We start from the raw sequence: 15,502 nt of genomic DNA on the forward strand, positions 1-15,502 counted from the left end.
CCCACCTCCGGGGGCACAGCCGCCCCCACCGCCCGGGGGAGGCGGAGGAGGCACCACGCCCCCGGACGGGGCACTCACCGAGTGTCCCGCGGGGCGCTGGGCCCCCAGCTGGTACGGAGACGGCCGCCGGAAGGTGTAGCCCTGACTGCGACTCCGGTTGACCCGAACCACCAACACCACGACGGACAACGCCACGAGCAGGAACGCCCCCACGGCGAACAACACCACTGACACCACGCGAACCCCCGTTCCACGGATCACGTCCTCCTCACGCACCGGAGGCTACGTGCTCCGCCCCCGAGGACGGGGCCGTTTCGGAAAAACTCACCCGTTTCCCGGAGTCGACGCGAGCGGGCCGCGTGGCCGACCTCAGAGTTTGACCAGCGGTACGTTGCCGATCAGCATCAGCCGCACCTTGCCCGCGTCCCCGAAGTCGATGGTGGCCGTGGCACGGGCCCCCTCCCCCTCGGTGGAGACCACGGTGCCCAGTCCGTACTTGTCGTGGTTGACCCTGTCGCCGGCGGAGAGCCGGATCGGAACGGCGTTCTTCCAGCCGGAGGACGAGGCCGCCCGCTCGCCGCGCGAGGCCCCCGCACCCGCCGTGCCCGTCCGGGAGGACCAGCCACTCCGCTCGCGGGGAACGGAACGCTCCCGCTCCGCCCTGCGCCACTCCACCAGGTGCTCCGGGATCTCGGTGAGGAACCGGGAGGCGGGGTTGGTGACCGGCTGCCCCCAGGCCGAACGCATCAACGCGCGGGAGAGGTACAACCTCCTGCGGGCGCGGGTGATCCCCACGTAGGCGAGCCTGCGCTCCTCGGCGAGCTCCTCGGGATCGCCCAGCGCCCTGGTGTGCGGGAACACCCCGTCCTCCCAGCCGGTGGCGAAGACGACGGGAAACTCCAGCCCCTTGGCCGTGTGCAGCGTCATCAAGGTCACCAGACCGTCGCCGTTCTCCGGCAGGGCGTCCGCGTCGGCGACCAGCGAGACCCGCTCCAGGAACGCCCCGAGCGATCCGGGGGCGAGCGCGGCGTCGTCGGCCTCGTCCTGCCCGGGCTCGTCCGTCGCGGCCTCCTCACCGGGAGAAGCCGCGTTCGCCCCGGCGAACTCCCGCGCCACGGAGATCAGTTCGTCCAGGTTCTCCACCCGGCTCGCGTCCTGCGGGTCCTCACTGCTCTCCAGCTCGGCCCGGTAGCCCGTGCGGGTCAGCAGCGTCTGGAGCAGTTCCGCCACCTCGGTGGTGGGCACGAGTTCGCGCAGCTCGTCCAGCAGGTCCACGAAACCGGAGACCGCCCGCGCCGAGCGGGCGTTCAACTGCTCGATCCTGCCCTGGGCCCCGTGTCGCAGCGCGGCGGCGAAGGAGATCCGCTCTCGGTCGGCGTACTCGGCCAGCACCGTCTCGGCCCGCTGGCCGATCCCCCGCTTGGGCACGTTGAGGATCCGCCGCAGGCTCACCGAGTCGTCCGGGTTGTCCAGCACCCGCAGGTAGGCCAACGCGTCCCTGATCTCGCGGCGCTCGTAGAAGCGCACCCCACCGATCACCCGGTAGGGCAGCCCCAGCCGGATGAAGACCTCCTCGAACACGCGCGACTGGTTGTTGGTGCGGTAGAACACCGCGATGTCGTTGAACGTGGCCGCGCCCGAGTCGACCAGCCGGTCGATCTCGGCGGCCACGAAGGACGCCTCGTCGTGCTCGTTGTCGGCCACGTAACCGACCAGCGGCTCGCCCTCACCGGCCTCGCTCCACAGCCGCTTCTCCCTGCGTCCCGTGTTCGACCTGATCACGGAGTTGGCCGCGGACAGGATCGTCTGGGTAGAGCGGTAGTTCTGTTCGAGCACGATGGTGTGCGCCTGCGGGTAGTCCCGCTCGAACTCCTCGATGTTGCGGATCGTCGCCCCGCGGAAGGCGTAGATCGACTGGTCCGCGTCCCCCACCACGCACAGCTCCGCCGGGGGAACCCCACCGGCGTCCTCCCCGGTGCCGACGAGCTCGCGCACCAGCACGTACTGGGCATGGTTGGTGTCCTGGTACTCGTCGACGAGGATGTGGCGGAACCTCCGCCGGTAGTGCTCGGCCACCGCCGGGTGCTCGCGCAGCAGCTCGACGGTGCGCATGATCAGGTCGTCGAAGTCCAGCGCGTTGGACTGCTGGAGACGGCGCTGGTAGGCGGCGTAGAGCTCGGCGACCCTGCGTTCCCGCTCGTTGTCCGCCTGTTCGGCGGCGGTGGTCGGGTCGACGAGCTCGTTCTTCAACTGGGAGACCCGCGCGGCCAGGCCGCGCACCGGATAGCGTTTGGAGTCCAGCTCCAGGTCCCGGGCCACCATCGTGATCAACCGGCGCGAGTCGTCCGCGTCGTAGACGGAGAAGTTGCCGGACAGCCCGAGCGTTCCGGCCTCGCGCCGCAGCACCCGCACGCACATCGAGTGGAACGTGGACACCCACATGGCGTTGGCACGCCGTCCCACCAGGTCGGCCACCCGCTCCTTCATCTCCGTGGCCGCCTTGTTGGTGAACGTGATCGCCATGATCTGGCCGGGATACACTCCGCGTTCGTCCAGCAGGTGGGCGATCCGGTGGGTGAGCACCTTGGTCTTGCCCGAACCGGCCCCGGCCACCACCAGCAGCGGTGAGCCGCCGTGCAGCACCGCCTCCCGTTGTTGCGGGTTCAGACCGGTCAGCAGGTCCCCGGCGGAGCTCCGGTGCGTACCACCGTGCGCGGCGGGGGTGTCTCCGGAACCGGCGGGGTCCTCTGCGGGAACGTCGAACAGGGTGCTCATCGGTAGTTCAGCGTACCGCCCGCGTTCTCCCGCACGGGCACAACCGCAGTGACGCCCCGGGGGCCGACGGAGCCGTTCACCCCGACGGATCTCCTCCGGAAGTGTGATTCCCCCGAGAGTCGAGTTGGTTTCGTTCGCGCCGGTGTGGCAAACTGGTGACGTGCTCACGCGAATTGGTCAGTTTTTCTACGGGCCCGGGACTCCGGCGCCCGTAGCTGTGTGAGCTCCAGACTACGAAGCCCCGGAGTCCTCGGACCCGGGGCTTTCGCTCATCCGGGTCGGGGCCGGGGGGCGACGAGCCGGAGGACGACATGAACACCTCTGTGAACAGCGACCAGGGAAACCTCGACACGTCCGAACCCGAGTGGCCCGCCACGGAGAACTCGGTCGACGAACTGCGCGACGAGATCGACCGGATCGACGACGAGATCCTGCGCCTGATCAAACGACGCGCCGAGATCTCCCACCGCATCGGGGCCGCGCGGATGGCCGAAGGCGGCCCGCGCATCGTCTACAACCGCGAGATGGACGTCCTCGCCCGCTACCGTGAGCTCGGGGCCGAGGGCCGCGAACTGGCCATGATCCTGCTGCGGCTCGGCCGCGGCAGACTGGGGCACTGACCACCTCCCCGAACCGGTCCCGATCCCCGGAACACCCCGCCCGGAGAGCCCGTGGACGGACGGCGACGGCGGGGCCGCCACCGAGAGCGGCAGCTGCCGGGGACCGGAACGGGGAGGCTACTGGGCCGTCCACCCTCCGTCCATCGGCAGCGAGGAACCGGTGATCGACGTGGCCGAAGGGCCGCACAGCCAGGCCACCAGTTCGGCCACCTCCTCCGGCTCCACCAGCCGTTTGACCGGGGTGCGGGAGAGCAGCACGTCCTCGACCACCTGCTCACGGGGAACCCGGTGGCGCACCGCGTGATCGGTCACCTGCTGCTCCACGAACGGAGTACGCACATAGCCCGGGCAGACGCAGTTCGAGGTGACCCCGTGGCCGGCCGCCTCCACGGCGACGGCCTTCGACAACCCCTCCAGTCCGTGCTTGGCGGTGACATAGGCGCTTTTCAACGGGGAGGCCCGCAGGCCGTGCACCGAGGAGATGTTGACGATCCGCCCCCACCCTCTGTGGTACATCCCGGGCAGAGCCGCACGGATGATCCGGAACGGCGCCTGGACCATCACCGCCAGCAGCAGGGAGAACATCTCCGGCGGGTACTGGTGTACCGGCGCCACGTACTGCAGTCCCGCGTTGTTGACCACGATGTCGACGTTCTCGCCCAGTTCCGCCACCGATTCGGGGACGGACAGGTCGACGACGGTGTACCGAGCGCCGATGGCGGTTGCCACGGCCTCCACGGATTCGGCGGCGCGGTCGACGAGCAGCACGTCGGAGCCCTCGGCCGCCAGTCTTCTCGCCACGGCCGCTCCGATCCCGCTTCCCGCTCCGGTAACGAGCGCCCGTTTGCCCGCCAGTTCTCCCGCGGATCCGGAGTTCTCCCGGAACGCGGCAGCCGAGCTGTCACCCATATCAGCAACGTAATGGGCGTGCCGGTCGGTATCCAACAGCCGCACAGGGGGTTTTCACTGCGGCATCCGACGGTCGGCCCACTGTGTTAGCCCGGGCGGGGCGGAAAAACCCACGGCCGTGCTACCGGCACGGGACGGCGGCGGGCAGACTGGACACATGGGAACGGTCATCGACGTGGTCGCCTTACTGGTCACCCTGGTCGCCGTGCTGGTCTCGGCCGGGCACGCGGGGTATCTGGCCCTGATGTACGGTGCGGCGCGGAAAAGACCCGGTGGGGAACCCACCGCGCGTTTCGCCGGAAAGCGCGCCCGGGTGGCGGGAGCCGCCCTGGCAGGGGCGCTGCTGGCACTGCTGATATCCAGCGGAGGTGTCGCCGCCGACGTGATCGCGGTCCTGCTCGGCGGGGCGAGCGGACTCGGCTCGTTGAAGGCCCTGTCGAGCACCCGAGCGGACTTCCACCACGGCCGATACTAGGGAGCACCCGCGCGTTCGCTCTCGACCTCGCGTAGTCGCGGCGCTCCGCGCGCTGCCCACCCGGGGGAAGCCCCTGCCCCGCGGCGACGGCACAACCGAACAGTGACCACGTTGCGTACCGGTTCCGACCCGTTGCGTACACGTTTGTGGCCCCGCATAGCCTGTGTGCCGTGATCGTCGTACAGCGGTGTCCCGGAACGAGGGGCGGGGCCGTCCGGTCCCCTGCCACGGCCGACGGGAGGCGGTCCCCACCGTCACAGCGGCCGGGTCGGGGCGCTGCCCGCTCCCCTCCGACGCCCTCGGCGACGGGAACGCGGGGCACCGCCCCGACACGAATCCAGCTTCGCGGAACGTCCGTGTGAGGCGAACGGTTCGACACGACACGGGACGGAAAGTCGGGTCGCGATGGACAGCGCCAAGCCGAACGGCTGGTCGGGGGAACTCGACGAACCCTCGACACGCCCCCCGGGGGAACGATGCGCCCCCGAACGACGGTGTGTGCGGCTGGGAACCCACACGACGGCACCCCGGCACGGCACCGGAGATTCCGCCCGGGGGAACACCGCGGAACCGTGGGACATGCTGCACGAGCTGGACCTGGGCATGGTCCCCGCCTCGGTGACACCGCCCCGGACCTGGCGGCGGGCCGCGTGGTTCGCGGTGACGGCCTCGGCCGCCACCTTGTGCGGGATCGTGTTCGCCACGGCCGCCCTCGCCCCGCACCCGGACACCAGGACCACGGCCGAACCGGTACGAGTGCCACGCGGGCACGGGTACCCCTTCCCGCCCGACGAGGAGGCGAACTCCCCGGAGAGGCACGCTCCCCCCACCACCCGACCCGACCGGCGGATGCTCGTGCCGTCCACCCCGGCAACGAAGACGTCACGCCGAGAACGCCCCTCGCAGCACCCCGGCGCCCCGGACGACACGGGCACGTGGCAACGCGCACCACTGCCTCCGCTGGAGGCCTCCCCGACGCGGCCCCCGGAGACCACGGAGAGGACTCCGCTGCCCACCTCCACGGAGACCGCTCCCGCCCGGGGGGAGCAGTACGCGGTGACGACCCGCTGGTCCCGGATGCGGGAACTCACCGAACGGTACTTCTCCGCCGTGGCGGCGGGAGAACTGCGCGCGGCCTACCGCATGACCGGGGGACGTCTCCACGAGGCCGGATTCACGGAGTTCTCCTCCCGCTACGAGGACGCCGGGCACATCGGGGTCTCCACGACCGTCGTGGAAGCCGAGAGCACCGTGACGGAACTGCGGATCACTCGCGGGGACGAGACGGAAACGGTCCGGCGCAGACTGAGATTCGACGCGAGCCAGCGGCACGTGGTGGCCGACCTGCCCGCCACCGGGAGCCGGTGACGAACGAGAGGACAGGACATGCCGGGATCAACACGACGGGGATCCCCGCACGATCTCGGGGACACGGTTCACCCCTCCGAGGTGGGGACCTCCGGCTCCGCCCGAACCCCGACGACGGCCCACTCCCTCTCCCCCTCCGGAGGAACCGACACCCGTCTCCCACGCCCGACGCGGATCACCGTGCGGACCCTGTGGACACTGCTCGCGCTCGGAGCGGTGGGAGTCACCACGAGCCTGCTGGAGGCCTCGATCGCACCCCACTCGCGGAATCCCGACCGGGTGGAGGAACAAACCCGCGTGGGCCCTGTCCGGGACTCGGAGGCCCTGCGGATCGGCACCCTGTTCGACGAGGCCGGGTGGCCCGGGACGCGTCCGGGCGACCCGCTGCCGGAGGAGGCCGCGCGCTTCGGGAACTCACGCGGGATCGTCGCCGAGAACCACGTGGCCAACCCCTCGGCGGGCAGTGCCCGTTCGGCGACCAGGCTGGTCCGGGAGTTCTACCGCCTGCTGGAGGAGGACCCCGCCCGGGCGTTGACGCTGGTCTCGATACGGCTGACCGACCGGCAACGGGCGGAGATAGTCCACGGCTGGAGCACGCTGGGCTCCGTGGAAGCCCACGAGATCACCGTGACCGCCGAGGGCAGGGTGCTGGCCACCGTCGCCGCCGACGGCCCCGCCGACACCAGGATCGCGCTGCGGCACTCGTTCTCGGTCACTCCGGGCAGCGATCCCACGATCTCGCGGGTGTGGCTCCGTGCCGCCCGGCTGCGCCGCGTGGTGGGCTGAGTCGGCAACGCTGGGAGCCCGGAAACGCGCGGGGCTCGACACCACCGAACGGACACGGGCGGGCACCTCCCGTCACGGTCCACACGTTCGAAGACGGGACGGCTACCGGGAGAACACACGCCGGTCGGTATTCTCGCGACGATGCGGCAACGACCGCCCTGTTTCCGATCTCGCCGGTTCGGGGACGAACGGACGGGAGCGTGCCTGTCGGAACGAACGACGCGGTGGTCGGCGCGCGGGAACACCGGACCGAGCCCGGTCTCCCGCGATCCACGCCGCCGTGCCACGGTCGGCTTCGGGCAACCGGTCGATGTCGCACAGTGAAGGTGTACGTGTCGGAGGGCCACGCACGGCCCGCGGAAATCCACCGATCCCGGCCCCTTCGTCGGCCCGGCCCCGCCGGACCGGTGAGGCCCGGGACCGAGAGCAGTACGGGGAGACGTCGGTGAGCGACGAAGGTCGCCTGGTCGCCGGACGCTACCGGGTGCAGCGGCGCATCGGCAGTGGCGCGATGGGTGTGGTGTGGGAGTGTCTCGACGAGCGCCTGCAACGCACGGTCGCGGTCAAACAGCTGGTGATGCAGCCCGGCCTGAATGCGGCCGAGGCGGAAGAGGCACGGCAGCGCGCGATGCGCGAGGGACGCATCGCGGCGAGGTTGCAGCACCCCCACGCGGTGTCCGTCTACGACGTGGCCGAGGAGGACGGCCAGCCCGTGCTGGTGATGGAGTACCTGCCCTCCACCAGCCTGGCCGCCATGATGTCCGAGCACGGACCGCTGCCGCCGCGCGAGGTCGCCCGTATCGGTGCCCAGGTGGCGGACGCGCTGGGGGCCGCGCACGCCGTCGGGGTGGTGCACCGCGACATCAAGCCGGGCAACCTCCTGCTGGGACAGGACGGCACGGTCAAGATCACCGACTTCGGCATCTCCCGTGCCCAGGGCGACGTCTCGGTGACCCAGACCGGGATGCTCGCGGGCACCCCTGCCTACCTCTCCCCCGACGTCGCCTGCGGCCGGGAACCCACCGGAGCCTCCGACGTGTTCTCCCTCGGCGCCACGCTCTACGCCGCCATCGAGGGTGCCCCGCCCTTCGGACAGAGCGAGAACACGCTGGCCCTGTTGCACGCGGTGGCCGCGGGCAAGATGGAGCCGCCGCGCCAGTCGGGGCCGATGACCGAACCGTTGCTGGCCATGCTGCGGACCAACAGCGAGGAACGCCCGGACATGGCCCAGGTGCGGCAGATGCTGCAGACCGTGGCCGAGGGGCACGAGGTCACCTCGGTGCCGAGCAGGCCGACTCCGATCCCGCCCGCCATGGCCCCGGGCACGGCCGCCACCGAAGCGGTGCGCGGCTCCCACGACGGCGGGACCATGGTCGCCGAGTCCGCTCCGGACGACGGGTTGTACAGCGACGGGGGGACCCGTGAGGCCGCCGCCTACCTGGGTTCGGACACCCGCGCGGAGATGCCCGTGGGGGCGCCGAAACGCAGCAAGGCCCCCTGGGTGATCGGCGCGGTGGTGCTCGTGGCGGTGCTGGCGGCCGGAACCCTGGTGGTCACCTCCCTGCTGACCGGGGAGGACGGGGAGCCCAGCGCCCCCGCCGGGGGGACGACCACCACCCGACCCGCTCCCACCTCCACCGTCGACACGGACACGCCCGAGCCGGAGTTGGGCGGCTATCCGGAGGAGGACTACGACGAGGACAGCACCCCGGAGCGGGAGTCGGACACACAGGGGACGACGAGCGTGCCCTCCTCGGTGCCGGAGTCCTCGGTGCCGGAGTCCGAGCCGCCCGAGGACGACACCGGCGAGACCACTTCGACCACGGAAACGGACAACCAGGAGGAGGGGTCCGACGGCGAGAACTCCGGGGACGACGGTTCCGGTGAGGAGGACACCGGCGGCGGAGGAACCAACCCCTCCGAGGACGCCTCTCCCGTGTCCGGATGAACGGTGCGCCGACCGCCCTGTGGGCCCCCGTTGTGCACGCAGTACGGTTGGGAACGTCGTGTGACGCCGGCCCGGGGGCGGGCCCAGGCAGTGCACCGAGTCACCGACACCACCAGTACCGGGGAGAACAGTGAGCGCCGAAGGTCGTCTGATCGCGGGACGCTACCGGCTGCACGAGAGCATCGGCAGCGGTGCGATGGGGGTGGTGTGGCGCGCGGTCGACGAGCGTCTGCAGCGCACCGTCGCGGTCAAGCAGTTGCTGCTGCAACAGGGACACACCGAGGCCGAGACCAGGGAGGCCCGTGAACGCTCCATGCGGGAGGGGCGGATCGCGGCGAGGTTGCAGCACCAGAACGCGATCGCCGTCTTCGACGTGGTCGAGGAGGACGGCCAGCCCGTCCTGGTGATGGAGTACCTGCCCTCCACCAGCCTGGCTTCGCGCATCTCCGACGGCGGCCTGCTGCCCCCGGTCGAGGCGGCCGGGGTCGGGGCGCAGGTGGCCGGGGCGTTGGCGGCGGCGCACCTGGCCGGGATCGTGCACCGGGACCTGAAGCCGGGCAACATCCTGATCGGCCCGGACGGAACGGCCAAGATCACCGACTTCGGCATCTCCCGCGCGGTCGGGGACGTGGCCGTGACCAAGAGCGGGATCCTGGCCGGTACGCCCGCCTACCTCTCCCCGGAGGTGGCGCTGGGGCGGGATCCCGCTCCCGCCTCCGACGTCTTCTCCCTCGGCTCCACGCTCTACGCCGCCATCGAGGGACATCCTCCCTTCGGTGTGGACGACAACGCGATCAGCCTGCTGCACCGGGTCTCCCGGGGACAGGTGGAGTACCCCCGGCACGGGGGACCGATGGCTCCGGTGCTGATGGAGCTGCTGCGCGCCGACCCGGTGGAACGCCCCACCATGGCCCAGGCCCGGGACATGCTGCACGCCGTGCACGAGGGCAGGCCCGTTCCGTTCGGACAGACTCCGCAGCGCTCGGCTCCGCCCCTTCCTCCGGGCGGGCAGGGAGTTGCCGGGCCCCTCGGCTCCGGCGCCCCGGCCGGCCCTCCCCCGCCCGCCGCGCGGCCGGCGGGTCCGCAGCAGCAGCGGAGCGCCACGATGGTGGGCAGCCCGGTCGGCCCCGCCACCCGCGTGGGCGAGCCGTCCTCCTCCGACAGGAACGCGAAGCGGGTCAACCGGGGGCTCATCGCCTGGGCGGTGGCCATCGTGCTGGCGGCCCTGGTCGGGGTGCTCGTCGCGAACGCCGCCGCCTCGAACGAGCGGGGGCGGACGGCCCCCCAGGAGACCCGGGGGGAGAACAACGCAGCGGCGAGCGGGGTGGGCACCACCAGCGATCCGAGCACGCCGACCGCGACGGGCGGTCCGGAGAGCCGGACGAGCACCACCACCTCCACGACGACCTCGTCCGGCACGACCTCGACCACCCCGGCCGACTCCGTGTCGGACCAGGTGCTGGTCGAGACGGTACGGAGCTATTTCGCCACGGTGACCGACGACTCCGACGAGGCCTGGGACATGCTCGGTCCCGAGCTGAAGTCGGTGGGCAGGGACACCTACGAGGACTTCTGGGACTCCATCGAACGGGTGGACGTGGTCAGCGGCCCCCGGGTCGTCGGGGACAACCGGGTGGAGGCGGTGCTGCGCTACGAACGCGAGGACGGACGCAGCAGCACCGAGCGGCACGTCTTCGATCTGATCACGCGGGGAGACAACACGCTGATCAACACGGACAGCGGGGTGGGCTGACCTCCGGAGGCGCCGGTCCTCACGGCGAAACCGTCCCGGCTCAGCCCGCCGCCGCGTGGGAGAGCGCCCGCAGCAGGATCTCGGTGCTGGGCAGCTGGGCCACCGACTCGCGCACGGCGACGTGGATCCTGCGCACCGGTTCGGGGTTGCGGGCCGGGCGGATCACGACGTTCGGGTGCACCGGGTCCAGACCCAGTCGGGGTATCAGCGACACCCCCACTCCGGCGGCCACGAATCCCTGGGAGGAGTGGGAGTTGTCGGCCTCCAACGCGAGGTTCGGGGTGAACCCGGCCGCGGCGAAGGCGTCGCGCAGCGGCTCGGCGCAGGGACCGTGGGTCAACGACTCCTGGATCCAGGACTCCCCGGAAAGCCACCCGAGGTCGACGGCCTGCTCGGCACCCAGCGGGTGTCCCCGCGGAAGCACGATCCGGTAGGGATCGTCGACCAGGTGCACCATCCGGATTCCCCGCGTCACGGGAACATCCCGTCCTGTCACGAGCACGGCGACGTCGGCGGAACCCTCGACGAGCTGGTCCAGCAGTCCCTGCTCACACATGCTCAGGTCGAGCTGCACGTCGGGGCACTGCTCGCGGAACTCGGCCACGGCGGGCGGGATCAGCGCCACCCCGGCGCTGTGGAAGAAACGCACACGCAGCACACCGATGCGGCCGGCACGCAGCTCGGACAGTTCCGCCTCGGTCTCGGAGATCAGTTCGGAGAGCCTGCCCGCCCGTTCGGCGAGCATGGTTCCGGCGGCGGTGGGGCGCAGCCCCCGGCCTGCCTTCTCCAGCAGCGGCAGTCCCGCCTCCCGTTCCAGGGTGGTCAGCTGCTGACTGATCGCCGAGGGCGTGTATCCGAGATTGTTCGCGGCGGCGCTCACCGAACCACTGTTGATCACCGCACGCAGTACCTGCATCCGCCGGACGTCCAACACACCAGCATCTTACAGCAGAACTGAAAAGCGAGTGAAGAAAAATCCACTTGTCCTAATCGGTATGGAGGAGCAGGGTGGAGCGCGGGTCGAAGCCGGCCCGAATCCCGCGATCGTGGAGGAGACGTTGAACAACCGCGCCAACTACGTGCGGCTGGGCACCCTCGCCCTGCTGTGGGGAGCGAGCTTCCTGTTCATCAAGGTGGGGTTGCAGGCTCTGACCCCCACTCAGGTGGCCTTCGCGCGCATCGTGCTCGGCGCGGTGGTGGTGGTCGCCCTCTGCCTGCTCAGCGGAGGGGGCCTGGTGGGGTTCGGCTCCGCCGGCAAACGCGCCCTGTGGGGCACCATCGCGGTGGCCGCCGTGTTCGGCAACGTGCTGCCCTGGATCCTGTTCGGGATCGGCGAACGCACGGTCGACTCGGGGCTCACCGGGGTCCTCAACGCCACCACTCCGTTGTGGACCGTCCTCTTCGGTCTGCTGTACGGCACCGAGAGGTCGCTACCGCCGCTGCGGCTGTTCGGCCTGCTGGTGGGTTTCTCCGGAGTGGTGGTGATCCTGGCTCCGTGGCAGGGCTCCGCCGGGCTGTTCGGGTGGGGCGTGCTCGCCTGCCTGGCGGCCGCGGCCAGCTACGGGATCAGCTTCGTCTACATAGGACGCGGCCTGAACGGCTCCGGGGCCGGGGAACAACCGCTGCCCCCGCTGACGGTGGCCGCCACCCAGCTGACCGCCGCGAGCGGGATCGCCCTGCTCACCCTGCCCGTCGGGGGCCTGGAACCGATCCACCCGGCACCGCTGCCCCTGCTCGCCGTGGCGGTGCTCGGGATCTTCGGCACCGGATTCGCCTTCGCGCTGCACATCCGGATCATCTCCGACGAGGGGGCCACCACGGCCTCCACCGTGACCTACCTGATGCCCGTGGTCTCGGTGGTGCTGGGCTGGCTGGTGCTCGACGAACGTTTCGGGCCGCGCATGGTGCTGGGGATGGCGATCGTGCTGCTGGGAGTCGCGCTGAGCAGAACCACCGTGCGGGGACCGCGCGGCGGAAAACGCGCGGAAGGGACCGAGCGGGCGGAGCCGGCCCGGAACTGACCACACCCGGAGGAAAACACCGCGGCGGTCGCCGTGCGACCACACCGGCCGGGTTCAGACGAGCCGCCGGTCCGAGGCCCACTTGGACAGCTCGTAGCGATTGGACAGCTGCGTCTTGCGCAACACGCTGGACACGTGGGTTTCCACGGTCTTGACCGAGATGAACAGTTCGGAGCCGATCTCGCGGTAGGAGTAGCCACGGGCCAGCAGGCGCAGCACGTCGCGTTCCCTCCTGGTGAGCTGGTCCAGTTCCGGGTCCCCCACCGGTGTCGAGTTCGGCCCCTCCGAGAAGGCGTCGAGCACGAAACCGGCCAGCCGGGGGGAGAAGACCGCGTCCCCACCGGCGACCCGACAGATCGCGTCGGCCAGCTCCCGCCCCGAGATCGTCTTCGTGACGTAGCCGCGCGCCCCGGCACGGATCACCGTGATCACGTCCTCGGCCGCGTCCGAGACGGACAGGGCCAAAAAGACCACCTCGGGATGCTGCTGCCGGACCCGGCGCAGCACCTCCACACCTCCGCCGTCCGGCATGTGCACGTCCAGCAGCACCACGTCGGGCCGCAGATGGGCGATCCCGGCCACGGCCTCGGCCACCGAGCCCGCCTCACCGAGTACCCGCACCCGGTCCTCGGCGACGCCGAGCTCGGCACGCACCCCGGTGCGGAACAGGGCGTGGTCGTCGACGACGTAGACCCCCACCCTGGTGGACTCGTCCCCACCGGTGTCGACGGTTTCCGCGACCATGTCTGCCACTCCTTCACTGTCGCTGCTCGTCGGAGGTGCGGGGCAGTTCCAGCTGCACCTCGGTTCCCGCCCCCGGGGCGGTGCGCAGCCGCACCCGACCGCCGTTGCGCTCCATCCTGCCGCGGATCGACTCGGACAGGCCGTGACGATCCGCCTCCACCGCCTCCGGGTCGAACCCCGTCCCCCGGTCGCGGACGAACAGCTCCGCCCGGTCCGGCTGCAACTCGGCGTAGACGCTGACCTCCTCCACCCCGGCGTGTTTGGCCGCGTTGACGACGGCCTCCTTCGCGGCGGCCAGCACGGCCCGCAGCGGCTCGTCCACGGGCCCGTCGCCGACCACCACCGGCTGCACCGTGACGTCGAAGTCGTCCTCCACCTCGCCGCAGATGCGCCCCAACTCCTCCGAGAGGGTTCCGCTCGTGCTCGCGGACTCGCCGGTGTCCGGCCCCCCGGGCTCCCGCATCGCCACGGGCGACTCGGTCATGGGGTGGGAACCGCGACTGTACCCTCCCGGTCCGTACAACCACTGGCGCAGCTCCCGTTCCTGGCTGCGCGCCAGCCTGCGCACCTCCCGCTCGGAACCGGCCTGCTTCTGGATCAGCGCCAAGGTCTGCAACACCGAGTCGTGCAGGTGCGCGGCTATCTCGGCACGTTCCTGGGACCTGATCCTGGTGGCGCGCTCCACGTCGAGATCGCCGACCAGACGCATCCACCAGGGCACGGTGAGCACGGCCACCCCGACCAGGGTGGCGACCACGGCGGCGAACACCACCGGAACCTCACTGCCGATGGCTCCGCCCACGAACACGACCATCCCGGCCAGCACCAGCAGCGCCCCGGCCAGCACCCGCAGCGTCCCGGCCCGGCCTCCTCCGGCCAGCAGGCCACGCACGCTCGACCGGGCCTCCCGGCGCCACTGCTGCCGCTGGGACTCGTCCGCCTCGCGCCAGAGCACCGCCCCGCCGACCAGCGTGGCTCCCAGGGTGACCACCAGCCAGGAGGGCACGGCGCTGAGCGAGGCCACCGACACCGCCATGCCGATGCCGAGCAGCAGCAGCACCAGCCCCTGCCTGCGCTCCCGTTCCGTGGACTCCCCGCCCCCGTCCGGCCGCTGCCGCACGAACACCCACAGCAGGCCGTAGGCCAGCACACCGGCCCCGCCCAGGGCGGCCAGCGCGGCGAAAACGGCCCGTACCCACAGCACCGGGATGTCCAGGTGCCGGGCGATCCCGATGGCCACACCGGCCACCACCCGCCCGGAGCGCTGGCGGTAGACCCGCCGGAGCCCCGGGGAGTGCAGCGGAACGGTCGGGGCGTGCGGGTCGACGGTGTCCTCCTCCCCCGGGACACCTCGCGTGAATCGCCTGGAACGGGCCTGCACGGGGTCGATGGTTGCACGCTCCCGGAGCGCGGAGAATCGGGGAAACCCCGGCGGTGCCGGGGAGGAACTGGGGGAGGTCCCTGAGGACGACGGCGCCCCGGCCACGCAGAGTGGAGACATGAGCGGAGCAGGAGGCAACGATCCGGCGGGGGGAGCCACAGGCTCGGCAGGCGGTTCCGCACGGTCGGACGAGGACGTGCTCGACTCGATCCGCACCATGTGGCACACCCGCCCGGCACGCACGGATACCAACCGCAAGATCGCCGGGGTGGCCGCCGCGCTCGGCGAGCGCTACGGCATCGATCCGGTGCTGTTCCGGGTCGTCTTCGTGGTGGGGACGTTCTACGGCGGGGCCGGGCTGTTGTTCTACCTGCTGCTGTGGCTGGCCCTGCCGAAGGTCGACCCGCGCACGGGAACGCTCAGGGACCGTTCCCCCGTGCTGCTGGTACTGCTGGTGCTGCTGCTGGTTCCGGTGGCGTTCTCCGTGTTCGACCTGCCCGGTGTCCTCGGGCTGCTGGTCGGCCTGCTGGCGCTGTACCTGTTGCACCGCCACTACAGCGACCGGGCCGTTCCCGCACCGCCGGAACGCACGAGCGCGGCGCACGAGTCCGGCCCCCCGACGGGCCCCTCCTCCGCCCAGGAGCCGGCCGGTGAGCGGTGGGGAGACCGGACGTGGGTGTATCCCGCCGCGGAACCGCCGCTCCCGGCGGGAACCGCTCCCC

13 protein-coding genes and 1 pseudogene are annotated in these 15,502 nt (G+C 71.3%); 8 read left to right on the forward strand and 6 right to left on the reverse strand.

Annotated elements, in window-relative coordinates; all coding sequences use genetic code 11:
- Both CEP50_RS18840 and pcrA read right to left on the reverse strand, forming a co-directional pair.
- A pseudogene (locus tag CEP50_RS18840) lies at positions 1-234 on the reverse strand (hypothetical protein); the annotation flags it as partial.
- Between the two features lie 135 nt (positions 235-369).
- The gene (pcrA, locus tag CEP50_RS18845; RefSeq protein WP_106115263.1) at positions 370-2,775 is read right to left on the reverse strand and encodes a DNA helicase PcrA; all 2,406 of its coding nucleotides are present in this window, start codon (positions 2,773-2,775) and stop codon (positions 370-372) included.
- Between the two features lie 311 nt (positions 2,776-3,086).
- Here pcrA and CEP50_RS18850 point away from each other — a divergent pair, with 311 nt between their 5' ends.
- The gene (locus tag CEP50_RS18850) at positions 3,087-3,395 is read left to right on the forward strand and encodes a chorismate mutase (protein ID WP_106115264.1); all 309 of its coding nucleotides are present in this window, start codon (positions 3,087-3,089) and stop codon (positions 3,393-3,395) included.
- Between the two features lie 117 nt (positions 3,396-3,512).
- Here the strand turns inward: CEP50_RS18850 and CEP50_RS18855 are convergent, their stop codons facing one another.
- Positions 3,513-4,304, reverse strand: a complete 792-nt coding sequence (locus CEP50_RS18855; RefSeq protein ID WP_106115265.1) for a 3-hydroxybutyrate dehydrogenase — start codon at positions 4,302-4,304, stop codon at positions 3,513-3,515.
- 157 nt (positions 4,305-4,461) lie between these two features.
- Between CEP50_RS18855 and CEP50_RS18860 the strand changes: the two genes are divergently transcribed.
- From CEP50_RS18860 to CEP50_RS18880, 5 genes are all read left to right on the forward strand, one after another.
- Positions 4,462-4,779, forward strand: a complete 318-nt coding sequence (locus tag CEP50_RS18860; RefSeq protein WP_106115266.1) for a hypothetical protein — start codon at positions 4,462-4,464, stop codon at positions 4,777-4,779.
- 405 nt (positions 4,780-5,184) lie between these two features.
- The gene (locus tag CEP50_RS18865) at positions 5,185-6,147 is read left to right on the forward strand and encodes a hypothetical protein (protein ID WP_106115267.1); all 963 of its coding nucleotides are present in this window, start codon (positions 5,185-5,187) and stop codon (positions 6,145-6,147) included.
- 18 nt (positions 6,148-6,165) lie between these two features.
- Entirely contained in the window at positions 6,166-6,933 is a 768-nt protein-coding gene (locus CEP50_RS18870; RefSeq protein ID WP_106115268.1) for a hypothetical protein, read from the forward strand.
- 445 nt (positions 6,934-7,378) lie between these two features.
- Positions 7,379-8,881 carry a serine/threonine-protein kinase gene (locus CEP50_RS18875; protein WP_106115269.1) on the forward strand — a complete coding sequence of 501 codons (1,503 nt, stop codon included), beginning with the start codon at positions 7,379-7,381 and terminating at the stop codon, positions 8,879-8,881.
- 130 nt (positions 8,882-9,011) lie between these two features.
- On the forward strand, positions 9,012-10,634 hold the full coding sequence (locus CEP50_RS18880) for a serine/threonine-protein kinase (protein WP_106115270.1): 1,623 nt from the start codon (positions 9,012-9,014) through the stop codon (positions 10,632-10,634).
- Positions 10,635-10,674: 40 nt separating this feature from the next.
- On the opposite strand, the gene CEP50_RS18885 is transcribed toward CEP50_RS18880, so the two are convergent.
- On the reverse strand, positions 10,675-11,550 hold the full coding sequence (locus CEP50_RS18885; RefSeq protein WP_106115271.1) for a LysR family transcriptional regulator: 876 nt from the start codon (positions 11,548-11,550) through the stop codon (positions 10,675-10,677).
- A 79-nt stretch (positions 11,551-11,629) separates the two neighbouring features.
- On the opposite strand from CEP50_RS18885, the gene CEP50_RS18890 reads away from it, so the two are divergent.
- Positions 11,630-12,655 (forward strand): DMT family transporter, encoded by a 1,026-nt coding sequence (locus CEP50_RS18890; protein WP_106115272.1) that lies wholly within the window; start codon positions 11,630-11,632, stop codon positions 12,653-12,655.
- 54 nt (positions 12,656-12,709) lie between these two features.
- On the opposite strand, the gene CEP50_RS18895 is transcribed toward CEP50_RS18890, so the two are convergent.
- Both CEP50_RS18895 and CEP50_RS18900 read right to left on the reverse strand, forming a co-directional pair.
- Positions 12,710-13,399 carry a response regulator gene (locus CEP50_RS18895; protein WP_106115273.1) on the reverse strand — a complete coding sequence of 230 codons (690 nt, stop codon included), beginning with the start codon at positions 13,397-13,399 and terminating at the stop codon, positions 12,710-12,712.
- 13 nt (positions 13,400-13,412) lie between these two features.
- Positions 13,413-14,780, reverse strand: coding sequence for an ATP-binding protein (locus CEP50_RS18900; protein WP_181188459.1), 1,368 nt, complete (start codon positions 14,778-14,780; stop codon positions 13,413-13,415).
- A gap of 118 nt (positions 14,781-14,898) precedes the next feature.
- Here CEP50_RS18900 and CEP50_RS18905 point away from each other — a divergent pair.
- Positions 14,899-15,502, forward strand: a 604-nt coding sequence (locus CEP50_RS18905; RefSeq protein WP_258175424.1) for a PspC domain-containing protein, incomplete at its 3' end; no start/stop codon positions are given.

This window comes from Actinopolyspora mortivallis, from assembly GCF_003001495.1.
Classification (GTDB): Bacteria; Actinomycetota; Actinomycetes; order Mycobacteriales; family Pseudonocardiaceae; genus Actinopolyspora; species Actinopolyspora mortivallis_A.

What these genes read in the sequence shown, in the direction of transcription:
- CEP50_RS18885 (WP_106115271.1), bottom strand. Translation starts at nt 11,550, where the DNA reads ATGCAGGTACTGCGTGCGGTGATCAACAGTGGTTCGGTGAGCGCCGCC.
- CEP50_RS18850 (WP_106115264.1), top strand. Translation starts at nt 3,087, where the DNA reads ATGAACACCTCTGTGAACAGCGACCAGGGAAACCTCGACACGTCCGAA.
- CEP50_RS18870 (WP_106115268.1), top strand. Translation starts at nt 6,166, where the DNA reads ATGCCGGGATCAACACGACGGGGATCCCCGCACGATCTCGGGGACACG.
- CEP50_RS18855 (WP_106115265.1), bottom strand. Translation starts at nt 4,304, where the DNA reads ATGGGTGACAGCTCGGCTGCCGCGTTCCGGGAGAACTCCGGATCCGCG.
- CEP50_RS18865 (WP_106115267.1), top strand. Translation starts at nt 5,185, where the DNA reads ATGGACAGCGCCAAGCCGAACGGCTGGTCGGGGGAACTCGACGAACCC.
- CEP50_RS18895 (WP_106115273.1), bottom strand. Translation starts at nt 13,399, where the DNA reads ATGGTCGCGGAAACCGTCGACACCGGTGGGGACGAGTCCACCAGGGTG.
- CEP50_RS18890 (WP_106115272.1), top strand. Translation starts at nt 11,630, where the DNA reads ATGGAGGAGCAGGGTGGAGCGCGGGTCGAAGCCGGCCCGAATCCCGCG.
- pcrA (WP_106115263.1), bottom strand. Translation starts at nt 2,775, where the DNA reads ATGAGCACCCTGTTCGACGTTCCCGCAGAGGACCCCGCCGGTTCCGGA.
- CEP50_RS18860 (WP_106115266.1), top strand. Translation starts at nt 4,462, where the DNA reads ATGGGAACGGTCATCGACGTGGTCGCCTTACTGGTCACCCTGGTCGCC.